The 18,665-nt window shown below is 60.5% G+C and carries 20 protein-coding genes; 15 read left to right on the forward strand and 5 right to left on the reverse strand.

All coding sequences use genetic code 11. The features are described from left to right. Positions 1–171 precede the first annotated feature (171 nt). Together ACVWYF_RS09955 and ACVWYF_RS09960 are read left to right on the forward strand one after the other, a co-directional pair. Positions 172–891, forward strand: coding sequence for a dioxygenase family protein (locus tag ACVWYF_RS09955; protein ID WP_457067330.1), 720 nt, complete (start codon positions 172–174; stop codon positions 889–891). A 31-nt stretch (positions 892–922) separates the two neighbouring features. After that, the gene (locus ACVWYF_RS09960; protein WP_457067333.1) at positions 923–1,639 is read left to right on the forward strand and encodes a pirin family protein; all 717 of its coding nucleotides are present in this window, start codon (positions 923–925) and stop codon (positions 1,637–1,639) included. A 1-nt stretch (position 1,640) separates the two neighbouring features. Here the strand turns inward: ACVWYF_RS09960 and ACVWYF_RS09965 are convergent, their stop codons facing one another. Next, positions 1,641–2,702 (reverse strand): glycosyltransferase family 9 protein, encoded by a 1,062-nt coding sequence (locus ACVWYF_RS09965; RefSeq protein ID WP_457067335.1) that lies wholly within the window; start codon positions 2,700–2,702, stop codon positions 1,641–1,643. A gap of 1 nt (position 2,703) precedes the next feature. Further along, positions 2,704–4,461, reverse strand: a complete 1,758-nt coding sequence (polX, locus tag ACVWYF_RS09970; protein ID WP_457067338.1) for a DNA polymerase/3'-5' exonuclease PolX — start codon at positions 4,459–4,461, stop codon at positions 2,704–2,706. A 162-nt stretch (positions 4,462–4,623) separates the two neighbouring features. Between polX and ACVWYF_RS09975 the strand changes: the two genes are divergently transcribed. The 8 genes from ACVWYF_RS09975 to ACVWYF_RS10010 all read left to right on the forward strand — a co-directional run bounded on the left by ACVWYF_RS09975 (position 4,624) and on the right by ACVWYF_RS10010 (position 11,731). Beyond that, positions 4,624–5,040 carry a hypothetical protein gene (locus tag ACVWYF_RS09975; protein ID WP_457067341.1) on the forward strand — a complete coding sequence of 139 codons (417 nt, stop codon included), beginning with the start codon at positions 4,624–4,626 and terminating at the stop codon, positions 5,038–5,040. A 213-nt stretch (positions 5,041–5,253) separates the two neighbouring features. Beyond that, entirely contained in the window at positions 5,254–5,892 is a 639-nt protein-coding gene (locus ACVWYF_RS09980; RefSeq protein WP_457067343.1) for a thioredoxin family protein, read from the forward strand. Between the two features lie 62 nt (positions 5,893–5,954). Beyond that, positions 5,955–7,001: an FAD:protein FMN transferase gene (locus ACVWYF_RS09985; RefSeq protein ID WP_457067345.1), complete on the forward strand. Its 1,047-nt coding sequence runs from the start codon at positions 5,955–5,957 to the stop codon at positions 6,999–7,001. Between the two features lie 65 nt (positions 7,002–7,066). Beyond that, positions 7,067–7,264: a DUF4266 domain-containing protein gene (locus ACVWYF_RS09990; protein ID WP_425293343.1), complete on the forward strand. Its 198-nt coding sequence runs from the start codon at positions 7,067–7,069 to the stop codon at positions 7,262–7,264. A 158-nt stretch (positions 7,265–7,422) separates the two neighbouring features. Continuing rightward, positions 7,423–8,793 carry a DUF3570 domain-containing protein gene (locus tag ACVWYF_RS09995; RefSeq protein WP_457067347.1) on the forward strand — a complete coding sequence of 457 codons (1,371 nt, stop codon included), beginning with the start codon at positions 7,423–7,425 and terminating at the stop codon, positions 8,791–8,793. A 183-nt stretch (positions 8,794–8,976) separates the two neighbouring features. Then, complete coding sequence (locus ACVWYF_RS10000; protein ID WP_457067350.1) at positions 8,977–9,387, forward strand: EVE domain-containing protein; 411 nt, start codon at positions 8,977–8,979, stop codon at positions 9,385–9,387. A gap of 103 nt (positions 9,388–9,490) precedes the next feature. Further along, positions 9,491–11,086, forward strand: a complete 1,596-nt coding sequence (locus tag ACVWYF_RS10005) for a hypothetical protein (protein WP_457067352.1) — start codon at positions 9,491–9,493, stop codon at positions 11,084–11,086. Positions 11,087–11,176: 90 nt separating this feature from the next. Further along, entirely contained in the window at positions 11,177–11,731 is a 555-nt protein-coding gene (locus tag ACVWYF_RS10010; protein WP_457067354.1) for a DUF4252 domain-containing protein, read from the forward strand. A 167-nt stretch (positions 11,732–11,898) separates the two neighbouring features. Here the strand turns inward: ACVWYF_RS10010 and ACVWYF_RS10015 are convergent, their stop codons facing one another. Next, positions 11,899–13,191 (reverse strand): aminopeptidase P N-terminal domain-containing protein, encoded by a 1,293-nt coding sequence (locus ACVWYF_RS10015; protein ID WP_457067356.1) that lies wholly within the window; start codon positions 13,189–13,191, stop codon positions 11,899–11,901. A gap of 150 nt (positions 13,192–13,341) precedes the next feature. Continuing rightward, positions 13,342–13,797: a hypothetical protein gene (locus ACVWYF_RS10020; protein WP_457067358.1), complete on the reverse strand. Its 456-nt coding sequence runs from the start codon at positions 13,795–13,797 to the stop codon at positions 13,342–13,344. Between the two features lie 192 nt (positions 13,798–13,989). On the opposite strand from ACVWYF_RS10020, the gene ACVWYF_RS10025 reads away from it, so the two are divergent. From ACVWYF_RS10025 to ACVWYF_RS10035, 3 genes are all read left to right on the forward strand, one after another. Next, a complete protein-coding gene (locus ACVWYF_RS10025; RefSeq protein ID WP_457067360.1) occupies positions 13,990–14,328 on the forward strand; it encodes a hypothetical protein in 339 nt (112 codons plus the stop codon). Between the two features lie 175 nt (positions 14,329–14,503). Next, entirely contained in the window at positions 14,504–14,890 is a 387-nt protein-coding gene (locus ACVWYF_RS10030; RefSeq protein ID WP_457067363.1) for a hypothetical protein, read from the forward strand. A gap of 255 nt (positions 14,891–15,145) precedes the next feature. After that, a complete protein-coding gene (locus ACVWYF_RS10035) occupies positions 15,146–15,520 on the forward strand; it encodes a hypothetical protein (RefSeq protein ID WP_457067365.1) in 375 nt (124 codons plus the stop codon). A 79-nt stretch (positions 15,521–15,599) separates the two neighbouring features. Here the strand turns inward: ACVWYF_RS10035 and trxA are convergent, their stop codons facing one another. Next, positions 15,600–15,929 (reverse strand): thioredoxin, encoded by a 330-nt coding sequence (gene trxA, locus ACVWYF_RS10040; protein ID WP_092677057.1) that lies wholly within the window; start codon positions 15,927–15,929, stop codon positions 15,600–15,602. Between the two features lie 322 nt (positions 15,930–16,251). Here trxA and ACVWYF_RS10045 point away from each other — a divergent pair, with 322 nt between their 5' ends. Together ACVWYF_RS10045 and ACVWYF_RS10050 are read left to right on the forward strand one after the other, a co-directional pair. Continuing rightward, complete coding sequence (locus ACVWYF_RS10045; RefSeq protein ID WP_457067368.1) at positions 16,252–17,595, forward strand: MBOAT family O-acyltransferase; 1,344 nt, start codon at positions 16,252–16,254, stop codon at positions 17,593–17,595. 40 nt (positions 17,596–17,635) lie between these two features. Then, the gene (locus ACVWYF_RS10050; protein ID WP_457067371.1) at positions 17,636–18,628 is read left to right on the forward strand and encodes a hypothetical protein; all 993 of its coding nucleotides are present in this window, start codon (positions 17,636–17,638) and stop codon (positions 18,626–18,628) included. The last annotated feature ends 37 nt before the right edge of the window (positions 18,629–18,665 follow it).

Genomic DNA, 18,665 nt, shown 5'->3' on the forward strand with positions numbered 1-18,665 from the left:
CGGGCCGGGCCGGAAATGTAGCCATTGTTTTTACGAGTCGAACCGGGCAACCGTCGAGGCCAGGGCCGAAACCGGCGATTGCATGGCCGCCGCGCGAACGCGACCAGGCAGCTTTGGGTATTCGAACTAGGCACTGACGCCGTTTCCCCTCACCGCCCAGCCTTTATTGTCATGGAAAGAAAACACTTTTTGAAAAGCCTGCTGCTCGGTTCCGCCTCGTTGCCGGCCCTGCTCTCGGCGTGCAGCAAAACCTCCGTGTCGCCCACGACCAGCACGGGCACAACCGGCACCACCGGCACCAGCGCGGGCAGTTGCGCGGTGGCCCCCACCGAAACCGAAGGCCCCTTCCCTACCAAGGTACCGTCGACCTACCTGCGCAGCGACATCCGCGACGGCAAAACCGGCTATCAGCTCGACATCACCATCGCCCTAAGCAATAGCAGCGCCGGCTGTACGGCGCTGGCCGGGGCCATTGTTGATATCTGGCATTGCGATGCCGAGGGCAATTATTCGGAGTATGGCGGCTCGGGCATGCAGGCCACCAACTACCAGTCGGTGCATTTTCTGCGCGGCCGGCAAATCACCGATGCCAGCGGGCAGGTGAAGTTCACGAGCATTTTCCCAGGCTGGTACTCGGGCCGCGCCACCCACATCCACGTGCATGTGTATTCGGCCACCGGCACCTCTTTCAAAGTGACACAAATTGCCTTCCCCGAGGGCACCGGCACGGCCGTGGCGGCCGTGGACGGCTATGCCAAGGGCCTGACCGGCTACACCACCAACGCCAGCGACAACGTGTTCAGCGACGGCGTGGCCAACGAGCTGGCAACCGTATCGGGCAGCACCACGGCGGGTTTCCAGTTGGCGTTTTCGATGGGTGTGCCGGCGTAGACGAGCCTTTTTCCACTGTTCACTTCCACCCATGATTTCGCAAACGCCGGGCAAAATCTTTCTGGCCGACGAGCGCGGGCTGGCCGAGTCGGACCAATACCGGCGGTTCAGCACGTTCGGCTTCGGCACGTTTGCGCATCCGCACAAAGGGCCGTTTGGCCGGCTGTTCGGGCTGAATGAGGAAACCCTGGTCGGCGGCCACACCGTCGAATTCATCGTGGCCGAGGCCGCGCAGGTTCTGCTGCTGCCCATCACCGGGGCCGTGGCGGCCAGCGGCTTCGGCTCCGGGGCTGACGAGGTAGTGGCCGAAGCCGGCGAAACCTTGCTCCTGATGCTGCCCGCTGGCGGCGCGTTGCGGCTACGCAACCCCTTCGGCGACGAGCTGGTGAGCTTCCTGCACCTCTGGCTGCAGGCTGATGCGGGCACGGGCACGGGTCCCGCGCAACCCATTGGGTTCGACTTTGGCCAATTGCAAAACCGCCTGTTGCCCCTGCGTCCCGCAGCCCTGGACGCGCCCATCACCGTCAGCCTGGGCCGGTTTGCCGGACGGTACGAGGCCGCATACGCGCTGCACAATCCGGCCGCGAGCGTGTTTGTGTTTGTACTGGCCGGAGCTTTTGAAGTGGAAAGCCGGCTGCTGCACGAAAAAGACGGTCTGGCGCTCTGGAACGTGCCCGTAATCGAACTCGAAGCCCTGAGCAACGACGCGCTGGTACTCGTGCTGGAACTGGCCCCGCTGGTGGTCTAAGCTAGCGCCCGTCGCGGGCCGGGGGCAATTCCAGGTTCAGGGTTTGCTCGCGCATGCACTTGAAATGACCCTGCGGGCACTTGGCAAAGCCGATTTTGGAGCAGGGCCGGCAGCTCAGGCCCGGCACTTCCAGCACCCGGAACTCGGTGCGGTACGGGTACATGCCGAACGCGGGCACGGTATTGCCCCACACGCTGAAAATCTCCTTGCCGAAAGCGGCCGCAATGTGCATCAGGCCGGTGTCGTGGCTCACCACGAAATCGGCCTGCCGCAGCAGCGAGGCCGACTGGTGCAGCGAGTAGCGCCCGCAACCATTGTGGATTAAGGACTTGGGGACCTGGAGATTTGGGGACTTGGAGGGGAAATAATACGGGCTGTCGGGAATGCCAACGGATGGCAGGGCCGCGACGGCTTGCGTCTCAAATGCCTGCTCGATGACGTGGGCTACGCTCTCGTCCTCCGGCCCGCCGAGCAGCACGATGGGCCGAGCCAGTTTAGCGCACAGCTCAATCAGCTTGTCTACGGGCAGGCGCTTGGTGGCGTGCTGCGCGCCAATGGCCACGGCCACGTAGCCGCTGGCGAAAGCGGGGGGCAGCGTGGAAGGGTCCACTTCCTGGCCGGCGGGAATGAAGTAATCAAGGCCCTGGCCGTCATCATGCACGCCCAGCGGCGCGGCGGCGGCCAGATAACGCTGCACGATGTGGATGCGCGGCAGCTTATCAATCTTGAAATTGACCAGCAGCCACTTCTGCCAGTTCAGCTTATCGAAACTGCTGGATTTCACGCCCAACCGCAGCTTGATGAGTCGGGTGCGCAGGTTGTTGTGCAGGTCGATGATGTAGTCGAACCGCTCGGCTTTCAGCGCTTCCACCAGCTCGCCCAGGCTGCCGGTGAGGCAATGAATTTTGGTGATGTAAGGGTTGGTTTCCAGCAGGCTGCGGTAGCCGGGCTTGGTGGCGAAATGCACCTCCGCGCCCGGGACCTGCTGCGCCAGCGCCCGCACCACGGGCGTGGTCAGGACGATGTCGCCAATGGAAGAAAAGCGGAGAACGAGGATTTTCACGCTACTCGAACAACGACTTTTTATATTCCAGCGGCGGTGTGATAGCGGCTTTGCGGGCCTCAAAATAGGCCGCCACTTCCTCCACCGACTTGGCGTTGAACGTCATCTCCTTGGTCAAATGGCCTTTGCGGCCCATCAGTACGCCGTAGCGCATGTCCTCGTAGCCGTTGGTGTGGTGGGCATCGGGGTTGATGCTAAGTTGTACGCCCTGGTCTAGGGCGTAGCGCACCCAGCGCCAGTCGAGGTCGAGCCGCCAGGGGTTGGCGTTGATTTCGATGATGACGTTGTGCTGGGCGCAGGCGTCAATCACGGCTTTGTAGTTGATGGGGTAGCCTTGGCGGCGCAGCAGCAGGCGGCCGGTGGGGTGGCCCAGCATGGTCGTGTAGGGGTTTTCGATGGCGCGGAGCAGGCGGTTAGTGGCTTTGGCTTCGTCCATTTTCAGGTTGGAGTGGATGCTGGCGACGATAAAATCGAAGCTGGCCAGCACGTCGTTCGGGTAGTCAAGGGCACCGTCGCTGAGGATGTCGCTTTCGATGCCTTTGAAGATGCGGAAAGGGGCCAGCTCAGCATTCAGCTGGTCGATTTCGTGGTGCTGCTGGCGCACGCGCTCCACGCTCAGGCCATTGGCGTAGTGAGCGGCCTGGCTGTGGTCGCACAAGCCCAGATATTGGTAGTTGTGGTCGCGCAGCCAAGTGGCCATCTCGCGGATGCTGTGGTTGCCATCCGAGTAAGTGCTGTGGTTATGCAGGGAGCCGCGCAGGTCACCGTCTTCCAGCAGCTGGGGCAGTTTTTTCTCGGCGGCGAGGGCAATTTCACCCAGGCCTTCGCGCAACTCGGGCACGATGAATTGCAGGCCGGCACGCTCGTAGAGGGCTTCTTCCTGCTGAAATTTCTCGCGCCGCGCCAGCTGGCGCAGGGTAGAGTTGTGGAGTTGTGGGTTGGCGGGTTGAGGAATAAGCTCGCTCAAATGGGCTTCGGCGGCGGAATTCAGGAAAACTTCGGTGGTGAAATCCTCGGGCTTCACCAAGAGCACTTCCACCTGCGTGCCCGACTCGGTGGCCGTGCCGCGCCAGGCGAACGGCCCCGAGCGGCGCGGGTCGGGCGTGAGGCCGGCCGTGGTGTTCAGCAGCGCATGCGCGGCGGCCGGCTGCTCGGTGGCGGCCACTAGGCTCACCGTTTCCACGGTTTCGAGGCGGCGGCGGATTTCGCCGGCCACGGCCACCTGCTCCGTTTTCAGGCCATCGCGCAGCAGCTGGGCCAGCTCATTGCCCAGCTTTTCGGCCTGCGGGTAAAGGAGTTTGCCCTTGCTCTGGCCCGCAAATTCCAGCGCTTCGAGGATACTGTCCTGGGTCTTTTTGCCGAAGCCTTTGAGCTTGCTCACCTGGTCGGTTTCGGCGGCTTCGCGCAGCTGCTCGATAGTTTCGAGGCCCAGCTCGCGCCAAAGGCTGCGGATTTTCTTCGGGCCAATGCCTTTGATGCCCAGCATCTCGACCACGCCGGGCGGCGTGACCTCCAGCAGGCGCTGCAAGTCGGAGAAGGTGCCGGTATCGAGCAGCTCGGCCACTTTGGCGGCGGCGGTTTTGCTCAGGCCGGTGCGGTCGGGCAGGCCGGAGCGCTCCACTTCCGCCACCGGGAAGCTCAGGGCATCGAGGGCGCTGGCCGTGCCTTCGATGGCGCGGATTTTGAACGGGTTTTCGTCGTGCAGCTCCATGAGCTGGGCGGCCAGCTTAAAGGCACGGGTCAGGGCGCGGTTATCCACGGGGAAGGGGCTTTGAGGGGCACGAAGGTAGTTTATCCCGAGGCTTACGCGGCGCAGCAGCAGGCGGCCAACCGGCCCGGTCCGGTGGTACCCGGCCCGGCGGCCGTACCTTGGCCACCGGGCCGGGAGCGCGAAACACCCCGCTCAGCCGGCTCCACTGCCATGTTCAAACCGCCTTTTTCGGCCCGGCTGCTGCTGGCTCTGCTCCTGCTGGCCCCTGCGTGCCAGCAGCGCAAGCCGGCCGTCGTCACGTCCTCCCCCACTTCTATGAAACAGCTGGAAGGCACCTGGCTGGCCGCGCACGAAGAAAACCGGGGCGATACGCTGGTTTACCGCCCCAACACCTACAAATTTCCACCGGCGCGGGGCCGCACGGGCTTCGCCATCAGGCCTTTCGGCCGGTTCGAGGAGTTTGACATCGCGCCCACCGACGGCCTCGCCGGCCACCCGGGCACTTGGACCACCGACGGCGACACCCGCCTGCGCATTCACCTCACCGATGGGCAGCAGCCGGATTACACCCTCGAAATCCTGTCTATTGACAAAAAACAGGTGCTGAAAATAAAGCGCTTGAAATAAAATAGTTGTCCTCACAGAAGGATTTTGCAGCCCAACAGCTGCTGCCGCTACCGGCGTTTCACGGCATTTTCATTTCCTGGCAGGAGTTTTGGCATAGCGCCGTGAGCGAAACGGCCCCGGCACCCTATTTCAGCCTCCCGCATCGAACGGCGTGGAAACAAGGAAAGCCCGGGCCACGTTGTCGCAGTCTCTCACTTCTCATTTCTTCGCCTCATGTCATTCGTCCCTTCTTTTGGCCCTGTGCGGGCCTTTGCCCTCGGCCTGGCCCTCGTTAGCCTGGCCCCGGCATGCGCTCAGAAAACCACTGTCAAAACCAAAACCAGCCAGGTTAAAACCAAAGCCAGCAGCGCAGCCGGCACCACCGTGGGCGAACCCAAAGAGGTGGCCGCTGCCGCCGTGCCCCTGGAGCCCATCCCGACTACGCCCGGCATTTCGGCCCCGCAGGTGGTGAAGGCCGAGCTGCCCGCCGGCTGGATTTCGGACCTCGGCGCGGCCCAGGCCCAGGCCAAAGCCACCAACCGGCCCATTGTGGCCGTTTTTTCGGGCTCTGACTGGTGCAAGCCCTGCATCATGTACGAGCAGGAGGTGTTTGCCAAACCTGAGTTTACGGCCTACGCCAAGGACAAGCTGGTGCTGGCCCATTTCGATTTTCCGCGGATGAAAAAGAACCAGCCCACCGCCGCGCAGCTTAAGCTGAACGAAGCCGCCGCCGCCCAGCTTAATAAGGAGGGCGACTTCCCGCTGGCCGTCATCATCGCGCCCGATGGCCAGGTGCTGGCCAAAACCGGCTACATCGCCGGCGGTCCGGCCGCCTTCGAGGCCTACCTGAAAAAGGTGGTGCCCACGCTTTAGGCCGATGGACCGGCCAGTTCCGAACCAATGCCGGCCATTTGGGTTTTGCCAGTAGCATGCACATGAGTTTAAAACCTGGAATTACCGTTTGGGCGCTGCTGGCCATGCTGTTATCGGCGCGGGCGGCCAGCGCACAACCGGTTGCGGCCCCGCGCCACACCTTCACGCGCAGCGCCCACCTCATGGGGTCGCACTTCACCTTCACGGTGGTGGCCGCCGATGATTCGGCCGGGCAGCGAGCCTTGCGGGCGGGGTTGGGCGAAGTGAGGCGCATTGACCGGCTGATGTCGTTCTGGGATTCCACGTCGGAAGTGGTGCGGATAAACCGGGCGGCGGGCCTGCGGCCGGTAGCCGTGTCGCCCGAAACCTTTGACCTGATTACCCGCACCCTGAACCTATCCCGGCTCAGCGGCGGAGCCTTCGATATCACCTTCGCCAGCGCCGACAAGCTGTATAAGTTTGACCGGCAGGCCCACCCGGCCCTGCCCGATTCGGCGGCCGTTCGGGCGTCGGTGCGGCGCATCGGCTGGCAGAAAATTCAGCTGGATGCCGCGAAACACACGGTTTTTCTGCCAGAAAAGGGCATGCGGATTAATCTGGCGGGCATTCTGCAGGGCTATGGGCTGCGCCGGGCCAAGCAGGTGCTCGACAAAATGGACATCAAGGGCGGGCTGATGAACGGCTCGGGCGACATTTACTGCTGGGGGCGGCAGGCCGACGGCTCGCTCTGGCGCGTGGCCATCGGCGACCCCGACCACCCGAATAGCGTGGCGGCCTGGGTGGATGTGACGGACATGGCCGTAGTGACGGCTGGCAACTACGAGCAGTATTTCACGGTGGGCCAGCAGGTGTACGGGCACATCATCAACCCGCACACCGGCTACCCGTCCATCGGGCTGCGCTCGGTCACCATCCTCTGCCCCGATGTGGAGCTCGCCGATGGATTAGACGAAGTCGTCTTCGTGAAAGGCCCAACCGCCGGTTTGGCTTTTATCAACAGCCTGAAGGGGATTGATTGCACGTTGATAACAGACGACAACCGTACGATGGCCTCGCGGGGCATGACGCTGAACTACTACCACGGCGCGACTCCGGCCGCCCGTCCCTGATTTTCCGTAACCCATTAACCGTGAAAAAACTATCCTTATCTGCACATCCCCGCCTGGCGCTGGGGCTGCTGTTGCTGCCCTTGGGGGCGGCACTGCCGAGCTGCGTGTCGGTGAAAGCCTACCAGAAAGTGTACCTCAACGACGAGGACATGAAGCTGGCCAGCAAAACCGTGGAAACGCCCGAAACCAATTTCGAAAGCTACCGCGAAGGGGCCGGCGGGGCCAATGGCGGCAAAGTAGGCGGCGGCTGCGGCTGTAACTGAGCAATGCTGTGGAACCCGCAGGAACGTCATGCGGAGCGCAGCGAAGCATCTCGCTCGGTTCACTAAACAATGGCGTTTTCACGATTGAGTTACCACCACACGCAAGATGCTTCGCTGCGCTCTGCATGACGTTCTATGCTGCTAACCTATTCTTTCCTTTGAAAAAGCTACTCCCCCTCTTACTGGCCCTGAGTGCCTTGGCTATTCCGGCCCTGGCCCAGACCGGCACCACGCAAAACCCCAACCGCATCGACGGCTACGGCGCGCCCGTGAGCCCCTCGGTGCCGGTGAGCCGCGCGGCCGACGAAACCACCATCGACATCATCGGCGGCTACTACCAGCAGACCGGCAGCCACGGCGCGGTGGAAGGTGGCCGGGGCACCCAGCAGCTCACTGATGTGCCCCCGGCCATCATTGTGAACGTGCCGCTGGACACCGTGAGCCGGCTGAGCGTGAACGTGGGGGCCGATTTTTACGCCTCGGCTTCGACCGACCGCATCGACTTTGCGCTGAGCACGCCCTCGGCGCACGATGTCCGCATCCACGGCGATTTCGGGTATAGCCGCGAGCAGAAGGCCAAAGGCACCATCTGGGGCGTGGGCACGGGCGTGTCGAAAGAATACGACTACCTGTCGTTCAATCTGGCCGGCTCCTTCGCCAAAACCTCGCAGGACGGCAACCGCCAGCTGAGCGTGGCCGGGCAGGTGTTTTTCGACCGCGTGACGCTGATTCAGCCCCTTGAGCTGCGGGATAATTACGACCCGGCCAATCCCAATGCCCGCGTCGATAAAAACTACGGCTCCGACACGCGCCAGACCTACAACTTCACGGCCACCTACTCGCAGGTACTCACCAAGCGCTTGCAGGCGGCCATCAGCACCGAGCTGGTGTCGCAGAATGGCTTGCTGAGTACACCATTTCACCGGGTGTATTTCCGGGACAACCCAACCGACAACACGGCCCCCACCAGTACAGGCGATAATTTCTCGCCCCGCGTAGCCAAAGCGGCCCGTATTGAGAATCTGCCCCGCGCCCGCTTCAAGTATCCGGTGAGCCTGCGGCTGAACTACTACGCCACGGACCTGGTGCAGATTCGCGGGTTCTACCGCTTCTATAACGACAATTTTGGCATCACGGCGCACACGTTTGAACTGGAGCTGCCCGTGAAAATTACGCCGTTTTTCGTGGCCTACCCCTTCTACCGCTACCATACCCAGACGGCCGCCAAGTATTTCGCGCCCTTCATGGAGCACTCGGTGAGCGACCCGTACTACACGTCCGACTACGACCTGGCAGCCTTTTCGGCCAATAAAATAGGCCTGGGCCTGCGCTACTCGCCGGTGTATGGCATTGGGCGCTTCCATGTGCCGGGCAAGAATGCGCAGGGCCTGCCCCGCGTCATGCGCTTCAAATCCTTGGATGTGCGCTACGCCAACTACCGGCAAACCGGTTCCTCCATCTACACCGCCGCCAATCGGGCCGACCTGAAAGCCAACATCATCAGCTTCGATTTGGGCTTTGCCCTGTAAGCTGGAGCATGGGGTCTGGTGGGTTGGTGGAGTCCCGTACCGCCGCCAAGTAAGGCCGGACGGCCCGGCTTTCTTTTCTTTGCGGTGTGTAAACCAGCGGCCGGCCGGCATCAATGCCAGTACCGGCCGTTGCTATGTTTGCCCCAATCACCCACCCATCCACCACCCCACCAATCCACTAGCTTGAAACACTGGCTCGTTAAATCGGAACCCGAAGCCTACTCCTGGGCCACCTTCGTGCAGGAAGACGGCACCGCCTGGACCGGCGTGCGCAACTACCAGGCCCGCAACAACCTCAACCTGATGCAGCCCGGCGACCTCGTGCTCTTCTACCACAGCGTGAGCGAAAAAGCCGTGGTTGGCCTGGCCGAAGTAGCCGCCCTGGCCCACCCCGATGCCACCGCCGAGGCCGGCTCGCCCTGGGTGGCCGTGCCGCTGCGGCCGGTGCAGCTGCTGGCCCGCCCCGTGGGCCTGGCCCGGCTCAAGGCCGATGCGCGGCTGGGCGAGCTGGCCCTCATCCGGCAGTCGCGGCTGTCGGTGCTGCCGGTGCGGCCCGAGGAGTTTGACGCCATCCTGGAGCTGGGGGCCGAATAACGGGTTGAACCACCAGACGAAACGCAGAATTCGGTTGTAACTTTAAAGCAGTAGCCACCCGTTCGGAACGGGTATTTACGGTTGCTTTTTACGGCGCTCGGGCATGAAACTTCGCTACCTTTTGCTGTTGATTTCGTTGGCAACACTGGCCGACCCGGCACCGGCGCTCGCCCAGCCAAAGTCCCCGCCGCCGCCCCCCGCCAACGCGCCCCGCCAGCCGGCCCGCACCGAGCTGCCGCTGGAGCGCCACGAAAGCGAGGTACACGTGCAGCCCCTGGCCACCGACAGCACCGTGGTGGTGCTGCTGGGCCGCGACCGGCCGCTGTCGAACAAAACCAAGTTTTCGTTTCAGCAGTATGACCGCGACCTGCACCTGCGGCAGGAGCTGCCGCTGGAAATTGATGAGGAATTTGATTTTGCCCGCATATGCGCCGAGGGCACCACGGTGTACGCTCTGTTCACGTCGCACAACACCGCGGGCCGGCTGCTGGTGGCCGCCTTCGATGGCCGGGTGGGCCAGACCCGCCTCCAGACTTTCGACACCAAGCTCAGCCGCGAGGTGGTGGAGCTGAAGGCCCTCGACGGCCGCTTGTTCGCCACGGTACTGCTCAATGACCAGCAGCATGTTACGGCCCTACTGCTCGACGTGGCCACCGGCCAGATGCAGTTCCTGCCCTCCGTATACGAGCCGCTGCCCACCCAGCTCACCTTCGTGGCCGATGCCGCCACCCGCCGCGCCGAGTACGTGCTAAGCCAGACCAACGGCCGCAAAAGCCGCCTGCTCCTCAAGCAGCTCACCAACAAAGGCCAGCTCGTGAGTTCCGAGTTTGTGCAGGCTGAGAGCGAGCGCAGCCTCATCACGGCCCAGGTCACGCCCCCGCAGGACACCACGGCTCGCCTGCTCATGGGCACCTACTCGCTCCGCGACCCCACCTACGCACAGGGCCTGTTTGCCACCGACCTGCGCCTGGGGGCCAATACCGGCATCAAGCCGCCGCTGCGGTTCTACGATTTCCTGCACCTCAAGCACTTCTTCGACTATCTCAAGCCCAGCCGCCAGGCCCGGCTGCGGCTGCGCACCGACCGGCGCACTGCCCGCGCGGTGCCGCCTCTGCGCTGGCACTACCGGCTGCTGCTGCACGAATTATTACTCCAGCCCGACGGCGGCTACGTGCTGGTGGCCGAAGTGTATTACCCGCACTACCGCTACAACAGCTACGGCAGCTACACCGGCCCGCTCAACAGCGGCATCGGCAACCAATACGGTTCGCCCTACGGCAGTTCCAGGATTTTCGATGGCTACGAAACCACCCACGCCCTGGTGTGCGGGTTCGACCGCACCGGCAACCTCATCTGGGACAATACCTTCGTGGTGGAAAACCTGCGCCGCTCCGAGCTCGAAGAAGCCGTGCGCCTGCAAGCCTTGCCCGATGGCCGCCTCGTGCTGGCTTACCTCGACGAAGACAAGCTGCGCTACAAGCTGGTGAAAGGCGCTGAGTCGTCGCCCAACGACCAGCACGTACCCATCCAACTTGGGGCCGGCCCGAACGACAACGGCGTTGAACACGCCACCGACACCTATCAGGCCGACCTGTTGCCCTGGTTCGGCAGCCGCTTCGTGGCCACCGGCTACCAGCACGTCCGCGTGGAGCACGGCAAGGACCGGGACGTTTTTTTTCTGAATTCGGTAGTTTTTTAAGGTTGAGGCATCCGGTTTATTCGGCCTGCGAATAACCGTGGGGCGGGTTGGGCGCGTACAATGCGCCAATCTTCTCGCCACCTTTGCCGCATGATTACTAAACTTCGCTTCCCCGTTCTCATCCTGTTTTTGCTGCTGGCCGGTTGCCGCGCCGGTGGCCCCGGCACCCCTTCCCGCACCGTTTCTTCGTTTTTCTCGAAGTACGAAGGCCGCGAAGGCTTCAAAACCACCGACTGGTCGGCCGACCTGCTCCAGCGCCTGGCCCTGGTGAAAGCCGCCAAGTTCCTCGGCGGCTCCGACCTTACCAACGCCATCACCGGCATCCGCTCGGCCAAGGTCATCAGCTTTACGCCCACCACTACCTCAGCCAAAGAGCTGGCCAGCCAGGGCTTGCGCAGCGAAGCCGCCGGCATTCTGCAAAACAACAAGTACGACCCACTGACTACCGCTGGCTTCGGCGGCAGCAACTACGCCGTGTCCACGCGCGGCTCGGGCGATAAAATATCGGAGTTTGCCGCCCTCGGCACCCTGCCCGACATGGCTGATTCCTTCGTGCTGGTATCGGTGCAGGGCAATTTCACCAGCGCTCAGGTGGCGGCGCTGAGCAAGTACCTGCCGCAGATTGTGCAGGCGACCAGCAAGTAAGCCGGGTTAGGTTAGCTATTTGGCAGTAATGCCGCAAAAAGCAGAACGTCATGCTGAGCTTGTCGAAGCATCTCTACCGGGGAAGTAAACCTTTCGATTGGATTACTTCCCCGGTAGAGATGCTTCGACAAGCTCAGCATGACGTTCTTTTTATTTTTCGGGTATTCTCAACGGCCTGCCATCAGCGCCTCAATCTCCTCGGCCTGAATCGGAATATTGGCCATCAAATCCTCGTTGCCATTGGCTGTGAGCAGGATATCGTTCTCCAACCGAATGCCCAGGCCTTCGGCGGGAATGTAGATACCCGGCTCCACGGTGTACACCATGCCGGCCTCGAAGGTGCGGTATTTGTAGCCCACGTCATGCACATCAAGGCCGAGGTAGTGGCTGGTGCCGTGCATGAAATACTTCTTGTAGAGCGGCGCGGCAGGGTCCTGGTTCTTCACGTCGGCGGCGTTCAGCAGGTCGAGTTTGATGAGCTGCTGCTCCATGGCCTCGCCCACGGCCTGGTGGTAAGCTTCGATTTCGGTGCCGGGAATGAGGCGCGTTTTAGCAAAATCCATCACGGCCAGCACGGCATCATACACTTGGCGCTGGCGCGGGGTGAACTTGCCGTTGACGGGGATTGAGCGCGAAAGGTCGGCGGCGTAGTTGGCGTATTCGGCCCCGAAGTCCATCAGAATCACGTCGCCGTCCTGGCACTGGTTGTCGTTGGTGGTGTAGTGCAGCACGTTGGCGTTGTTGCCGCTGGCCACAATGCTGCCGTAGGCCGGTCCCCGGCTGCGGTTGCGCATGAACTCATGCACGATTTCGGCCTCAATCTCAAACTCCCACACGCCTGGCTTCACGAAGCCCAGCAAGCGCCGAAACGCCTTGCCCGTGATGTCACAAGCCTGGCGCATCACCCGGATTTCCTCGGGGCTCTTGATGGCGCGCAGCTGATGCAGCAGGCGCGCCGCCCGGCGGTAGGTGTGCAGCGGGTACTGGCTTTGCAGCATTTTGATGAAGCGGGCATCGCGCGTTTCTACCTCCACCACGGCTCGGATGTGCTCGTTAGAGGTCAGATAGACATTCTCAGCCTCATTCATGAGCGCGGGCAGCACCGATTTGAAGCTCTCCAGCCACATAATGGTTGGGATGCCGGAGTTGGCGCGGGCTTCCTCCTTGGTCAGCTTGTAGCCTTCCCAGATGAGAATGTGCTCGGAAGTTTCCTTCAAAAACAGGATTTCGCGGTGCTGCGGCAGCCGCGCATCCGGGAAGATGACGAGGATGCTTTCCTCCTGGTCCACACCGGACAGGTAGAACAGGTCGTTGCTCTGGCGGAAGGCCATGGTGCCGTCGGCATTGGTCGGCATCACGTCGTTGCTCTGGAAAATGGCCAGCGAGGCCGGCGGCAGCAGCTCGCGGAAGCGGCGGCGATTTTCAATAAAAAGCTCGGGGGCAAGGGGAGCGTAGCGCATGGGCAGGAGTTGGGTTGGAATGCGGGCGCAAGTTAAGTAGCCCGCAGCCGGCACCGACCAGCGTCAGAAGATGGCTGCAGCCTGTGCAAAAAACCAAAAAGCCCTTGCTTATCATAAGCAAGGGCTTTTTGAATGGTTAACCGGCAGACCTTACATTTTGGTTGAAGTCTTTTTTACGGTCGTTTTGTTGCCTTTGTAGCGCATATCGGGCGTGCCGTCGGCCTTCATTGGGCCGGTGCTCATCTTGGTGGTTTTGGTCGATTTGTTCTCCGAGTAGCGCATATCGGGCGTGCCGTCGGCCTTCATTTTGGTGCTGCTGGTCGACGTCGATGACTTGCTCATGCCCGAGGGCGTGGTCATGGTGCTCGATTTGCTGGTCGCAGTCGCGCCCTTGGTCATGGTGCTCGACTTGGTCATGCCCGCCGGGTTGGTCATCGTCGACGACTTCACCGTCGTCTTCGTGGCCGGGGCCTGCATGGTTTTGGTCGTCGTCATTTTCGACGAGCTGGTGCTCATCTGGGTGCTGGCTGGCGCAGCGGTTTGGGCCTGGGCCATCGGGCCGCCAAGCAGGCTGAGGGAAACGAGGAATCCGAGAATGCGTTTCATGGAAATGAGCGTAAGCTGAAGAGTGAGAGAATGCGCCTCCTACGCGGTTTCGGGCCGCGTGGTTGGATGGCAATGTAGCTATTTTCTCATATCTCGTGCCAACTTCGTTTTGCCTTTGCGACACGGGTTAAACCTTTCCGGCGGCCCGCCCTCCAACGCACATCTTTCCCCTCATCATTATTCCTGATATCCATGAAAAAGTCTCTGTTTTCGCTGCTGGCCGCCGTTGGTTTTCTGGCCGTTTCCTACACTTCCGTGGCCCAGGTAGTCACGCCCGGCATCAATACCCGCCAGCGCAATGAGCGCGCCCGTATTCGCCAGGGCGTAGCCACCGGCGAGCTCACCCGGCCCGAAGCCGCCCGCCTCAAGGGCCGCGAAGCCGACATCCGGCAGGACAAGCGCGCCGCCCGCGCCGACGGCGTGGTGACGCGCGACGAGCGCCACGACATCCGCAAAGATGAAAGCCAGGCCAGCCGCGCCATATACCGCCAGAAGCACGACGGCCAAGACCGGCCCCGCGCTGTGCGCTAAGCAGCCATCCTATCGGTTCTTGTCACATTGCAAAAATCCCTGCATCTCTTATCAGATGCAGGGATTTTTTATGAAGTATAGCTTATATTTTAAATTTAATACTACTTTAGTGCAATCAAACGCACTACCGGCGGGAATCTGCTGGTTCATCTCTCCACCTCTTGTTGCCTGCCATATGAAGCATCTTCTTTACGCTGTCCTAACTATCAGTTCTTTGGTGCTACTTGGTCCGGCATCGACCAACGCGGCTCCGGCCCGCCGCAGCCTGAACGACACGCCCGCCGATGTGCAACGCAAAGCCGCCGCCCGCGAGCAAAAGGCCGCCGCCCGCGAAAAAGTTGTCGCAGCCAAGAAAGCCTCCAAAATGCAGCGCCTGGCCGTCAAGTCCCGCAAAGTCACCAATAAGCTCCAGCGGGCCATGCTCGTCATTCTCGGCATGGAAGCCAGCAAAGCTGTCACCTCCCCTGCTCGCCTCCACCGCCAGCTCCACACCCACCAGAAACAACTGAAATCCCAAGCGCGCATGGCCGCCCGCGCCCATCGCCACCGCACCCACGAGTAGCCCTCGCTACGCTTACCGTTTTAAAAAGCCCCTTTTCGCCATCGATAAGGGGCTTTTTGCTGTCCATTAGACCAAGCGGTTGCCTTAAAAGGCTAGTTATAACCCCCTACTTATTGAAATAATTTGCTATTTTATTTAAAAATATATATTTTAGTATATAATTAACAGAGAATGATGCACCGCCCGGCTCTGGGAGCACGAGCAGCGAGTTGGCCGGTGACCATCCCCTGATTTATTCACTTTTTGCTGTACCTTATGAAAACGTACTGCTACACGCTACTGGCGGCCGGAGGGCTGCTGCTGCTGCCAGACATGGCCCCCGCCGCGCCGCGCCCGGCTTCCTACTCCGCCGATAACCCGACCGAAATTCAGCGCAAGGCGGCGCGGGAGCGTGCCGCAGCGGCCAAAAAAACAGCCCTGGTCACCCGCACCAACGCCCGCACTACCCGCAAATCGAGCACCAAGCTCAGCCGGGCCATGCTCGTGTTGCTGGGCCTGGAGGCTAGTCGCAAAGTCACTTCCCCCGGCAAGTTGGATTGGCAGTTGCATCAGCATCAGCAGCAACTCAAGCGGCAGGCCCTGCACGCCTCGCAGGCCCGCAAGCGCCGCTGCACCCGCGCCCTTAAGTAGCCCCCGGCGAATTGTTCGGCACTAAAAAAGCCCCTTGCCAATACGACAAGGGGCTTTTTGCAGCACCAAAGCCCGGTGATTACGCCGTAACCTGGGCTTCGAGCTTCTGGGCGAGCACGTGCTTAGGCACGGCACCTACTTGTTTATCAACGATTTGGCCATTCTTGAAGACCAGCAGCGTAGGAATGCTACGGATACCGAACTTCATGGAAGTCTGGGGGTTGGCATCCACGTCAACTTTGCCCACGATGACCTTGCCTTCGTATTCGCCGGCCAGTTCCTCTACCACGGGGCCTACCATGCGGCAGGGGCCGCACCATTCGGCCCAGAAATCGACCAGTACGGGCTTGTCGCCGCTGATGATTTCGTCAAAGTTGGCGTCGGTTATCTCAATTGCTTTGTGTCCCATTTCAATTTGGGTTGGGGTTAAAAATAGTCTGGCGTATACGGCCAACGGGGTCGCAAGGTAGCAGATTGGCTGGTAAAACAGCAGGGCCGGGGGAAAGTTCAGCGGCAAGGAAGGGTCGCCGGCGGTGCTGGATTCCGGCAGGTTCTACGCAATGGGGTGCATGAGGCATAAAGGCCTTATTTTGCGCTTCAATTCCCTTGGCTTTATGCTTTTTAATTCTCTTGAGTTCCTGATTTTCTTTCCGGTCGTAACGGTTCTGTTCTTCCTGTTGCCGCATCGGTACCGATGGCTTCACTTGTTGGTGGCCAGCTGCGCCTTTTACATGGCTTTTATACCGGTTTATATATTTATATTATTACTAACCATTGTCATTGACTACTTCGCTGGCATCCTGATTGAGCAGGCAAGCGGCAGCCAGCGCAAGTTTTACCTGGCCATGAGCCTAGTTGCCAACATTGGCGTATTGGCCGTTTTCAAGTACTACAACTTCTTCATTGACAACGTCAATGCCCTATTGCACCTGAGCAGCCCGGCGGCTTCGCTGCCGCTGCTAAACATCATTTTGCCCATTGGCCTTTCGTTTCACACGTTTCAAGCCATGAGCTATACCATTGAGGTGTACCGTGGCAACCAACCCGCCGAACGGCACTTTGGGATTTATGCGCTGTACGTGATGTTTTACCCGCAGCTGGTGGCCGGGCCCATTGAGCGCCCCCAAAATATGCTGCCCCAGTTCCACGAAGAGAAGCGGTTCAGCTACGATAAGGCCGCCAGTGGCTTGCGGCTGATGGCCTGGGGCCTGTTCAAAAAAGTGGTGATTGCCGACCGAATGGCCACGCTGGTCAACGAGGTGTATACCCGGCCACACGATTTTCATGGCCTGCCGCTGCTGGTGGCAACCATCTTTTTCGCTATTCAGATTTACTGTGACTTCTCGGGCTACTCGGACATGGCGTTGGGCGCCGCCCGCGTGATGGGCTTCGAACTGATGAAGAACTTTGACCGCCCTTACTTTTCCCAAAACATTGCTGAATTTTGGCGGCGGTGGCACATCTCGCTCTCTACTTGGTTCCGCGATTACCTGTACATTAGCCTGGGGGGCAACCGGGTAGCGCTGCCCCGGGCTTGTTTCAATTTGTTTTTCGTGTTCCTGGTGAGCGGCCTTTGGCACGGGGCCAACTGGACGTTCATTGCCTGGGGCGCGCTGCACGGCTTTTTCCTAGTAGTTGGCATGCTCACCAAGCCCGGCCGTACCCGTTTTATTGAACGCACGGGGCTGGCATTTCTGAATAATTCGCTGCTCAACACGGTGCTTACCGGTGGGCTGGTGGCATTTGCCTGGATTTTTTTCCGCGCCAACACGCTGCCCGATGCCTTTTATATCATCGCGCACCTTTTCGAGCGCAGCTCGGGCATTTTACATGACACCACGTTCACCGGCCTGGCCACGGTTAAAGCCTTTTACAGTGCCCAACAGTGGCTCGCATTGGTGGGTGCCGTCCTCATCCTGCTTGTGGTGGAGAAAGCCCAGTTCCGCTTTGCCATAACCAGCCGGCTTGCGCAACAGGCCGCCCCGGTGCGCTGGGCGCTGTACTACGGGGTCGTTTTGTACATCGCACTATTGGGCGCGTTCGACCACGTTCAGTTTATTTATTTCCAGTTTTAGCATGTACGCAACGGCTCAACCAAGCAGTGCGGGACGCCTCTTGCTGAAGGTTCTGCTCATCAGCACGCCTTTTATCGTCCTCCTCATCAGCTATTTTATTTTTGACCCCTTCTCGGCGCTCTATCACTACCAGCGCTTTGACAACCGCTATTCCGTTATTCCCAACCGGGACTATGTAAGTACGCAGATGTACCTGAATACTTACCGCCAGCACCCGTACAGCAGCTTCATTGTTGGCAACTCGCGCACGGTGGCGTTCCTCGTACGGGATTGGACGCCGTATATCGGCGATACCCTGGCCTTTCATTACGATGCTGCCGGGGAGTCGCTTTACGGCGTCTGGCAGAAGCTCGAATTTCTGGAGCAGCACGGTTCGAGCCTGAAAAATGTGCTCTTGATTGGCGATAAGGACCTGCTGAAACAGGTAAGCAACAACGAAGAAGGCCACCTGACCCGCAAGGACCCTCGCATCATGAACGCCTTTCCCTTAAGCTTCCAGCTGTCGTTTGTAAAGGCTTACTTCTCGAATCTGTTCTTCTATCGGTATTTGAAGTACCGGGCCACGGGCACCTTCACCCCGGAAATGGAGGGCATGTTCGAGAGCCGCCATTTCTACTACGACCCGGTAACCAACGATATGTCGGTGCCCGATGTTGACGAAAAAATCAAGCACGATTCCCTCGGCTTCTACGCTCAGAATGACCGGCTGCGCACGGTTCGCAAGCCCGGCATCTCTCCGGCGGTGATTGGGGCCGCCCAGTTGCAGCAGCTGGTGGCCATCAGCAACATTTTCAAACGGCACCGCACCAACTTTCAATTCGTCATTAGCCCGCTCTTCCAGCAGCAGCAGCTAAACCCGGCCGACCTCGCCATTCTGCAGCGCACCTTCGGCGCGAATCAGATTCATGATTTCAGCGGCGTCAATGAGTTTACGGCCTCACCAAGCAACTATTACGAAGAATCGCACTACCGCCCCCTCGTTGGCCGCCAGATTCTGAAGCGCATTTATCCCGCTGCCCCACTCCCCAAGTAGGCTACGCCAATAGCCGAAATCCCGACTGATGCCAGTA

The organism is Hymenobacter sp. UYAg731, from assembly GCF_054061335.1.

What these genes read in the sequence shown, in the direction of transcription:
- ACVWYF_RS09955 (WP_457067330.1), top strand. Translation starts at nt 172, where the DNA reads ATGGAAAGAAAACACTTTTTGAAAAGCCTGCTGCTCGGTTCCGCCTCG.
- ACVWYF_RS09960 (WP_457067333.1), top strand. Translation starts at nt 923, where the DNA reads ATGATTTCGCAAACGCCGGGCAAAATCTTTCTGGCCGACGAGCGCGGG.
- ACVWYF_RS09975 (WP_457067341.1), top strand. Translation starts at nt 4,624, where the DNA reads ATGTTCAAACCGCCTTTTTCGGCCCGGCTGCTGCTGGCTCTGCTCCTG.
- ACVWYF_RS09980 (WP_457067343.1), top strand. Translation starts at nt 5,254, where the DNA reads ATGTCATTCGTCCCTTCTTTTGGCCCTGTGCGGGCCTTTGCCCTCGGC.
- ACVWYF_RS09985 (WP_457067345.1), top strand. Translation starts at nt 5,955, where the DNA reads ATGAGTTTAAAACCTGGAATTACCGTTTGGGCGCTGCTGGCCATGCTG.
- ACVWYF_RS10005 (WP_457067352.1), top strand. Translation starts at nt 9,491, where the DNA reads ATGAAACTTCGCTACCTTTTGCTGTTGATTTCGTTGGCAACACTGGCC.
- ACVWYF_RS10010 (WP_457067354.1), top strand. Translation starts at nt 11,177, where the DNA reads ATGATTACTAAACTTCGCTTCCCCGTTCTCATCCTGTTTTTGCTGCTG.
- ACVWYF_RS10015 (WP_457067356.1), bottom strand. Translation starts at nt 13,191, where the DNA reads ATGCGCTACGCTCCCCTTGCCCCCGAGCTTTTTATTGAAAATCGCCGC.
- ACVWYF_RS10020 (WP_457067358.1), bottom strand. Translation starts at nt 13,797, where the DNA reads ATGAAACGCATTCTCGGATTCCTCGTTTCCCTCAGCCTGCTTGGCGGC.
- ACVWYF_RS10025 (WP_457067360.1), top strand. Translation starts at nt 13,990, where the DNA reads ATGAAAAAGTCTCTGTTTTCGCTGCTGGCCGCCGTTGGTTTTCTGGCC.
- ACVWYF_RS10030 (WP_457067363.1), top strand. Translation starts at nt 14,504, where the DNA reads ATGAAGCATCTTCTTTACGCTGTCCTAACTATCAGTTCTTTGGTGCTA.
- ACVWYF_RS10035 (WP_457067365.1), top strand. Translation starts at nt 15,146, where the DNA reads ATGAAAACGTACTGCTACACGCTACTGGCGGCCGGAGGGCTGCTGCTG.
- trxA (WP_092677057.1), bottom strand. Translation starts at nt 15,929, where the DNA reads ATGGGACACAAAGCAATTGAGATAACCGACGCCAACTTTGACGAAATC.
- ACVWYF_RS10045 (WP_457067368.1), top strand. Translation starts at nt 16,252, where the DNA reads ATGGCTTTTATACCGGTTTATATATTTATATTATTACTAACCATTGTC.